The following is an 800-nucleotide window of genomic DNA, read 5'->3' on the forward strand; positions in this document are numbered from 1 at the left end:
TCCATTGCGCTTGTGCCGGCGTCGTTAGCATGGGCGATGCGGCCAACGGCATCGCCAAGATGAATGCCGCGAGCGAGAGCGCGCGTGGACGGGAACGATGCGTATTCATGACTATGCCTCCTTGTCAGGCTGCTGGGGGATGAGGTTGGTGAGATCGGGGATGAGATCCGCGGCCCATTCAGCGCCGCGCAACCGCAGCCACGCGGCGAGGAATCCCTCGCGGCCATGCTCGGCGAAGGTGCGGGCGATTTCGGATTGGTCCGATTTGGAGGATGCGGCGGAGAGCGCCAGGCCGACTTCGGAAAGGCCCAGCTCGAACAGCCGATTGCCGCGCCGCGACTGGCAGTAATAATCCCGCTTGGGTGTCGCCCGCGCGAGGATCTCGATCTGGCGATCATTCAGGCCGAAGCGACGATAGGTCGCCGTAATCTGCGGCTCGATCGCACGATCGTTCGGCAAGAGCAGCCGTGTCGGACAGCTTTCGATGATGGCCGGTGCAATTGCCGAATTGTCGATGTCGGAGAGGCTTTGCGTGGCGAAGATGACGCTGGCGTTCTTTTTGCGTAGCGTCTTCAGCCATTCGCGGAGCTGGCCGGCGAAGGCGTCATCGTCGAGCGCGAGCCAGCCCTCGTCGATGATCAGCAAAGTTGGGGAGCCGTTCAGGCGATCACCGATCCGGTGAAACAGATAGGACAGAACGGCGGGCGCGGCGCCGGTCCCGACCAGCCCTTCGATTTCGAACGCCTGGACAGATGCCGAGCCGAGATGCTCCGCCTCGGCGTCAAGCAGCCGTCCATAGG

Annotated in this window: 1 pseudogene; it reads right to left on the reverse strand. The window is 63.2% G+C overall.

The features are described from left to right. Window positions 1–111: 111 nt before the first annotated feature. Window positions 112–800, reverse strand: a pseudogene (locus NS334_RS16510) (conjugal transfer protein TrbE); the annotation flags it as partial.

This window comes from Sphingomonas endophytica (assembly GCF_001476895.1).
Lineage (GTDB): Bacteria > Pseudomonadota > Alphaproteobacteria > Sphingomonadales > Sphingomonadaceae > Sphingomonas > Sphingomonas endophytica_A.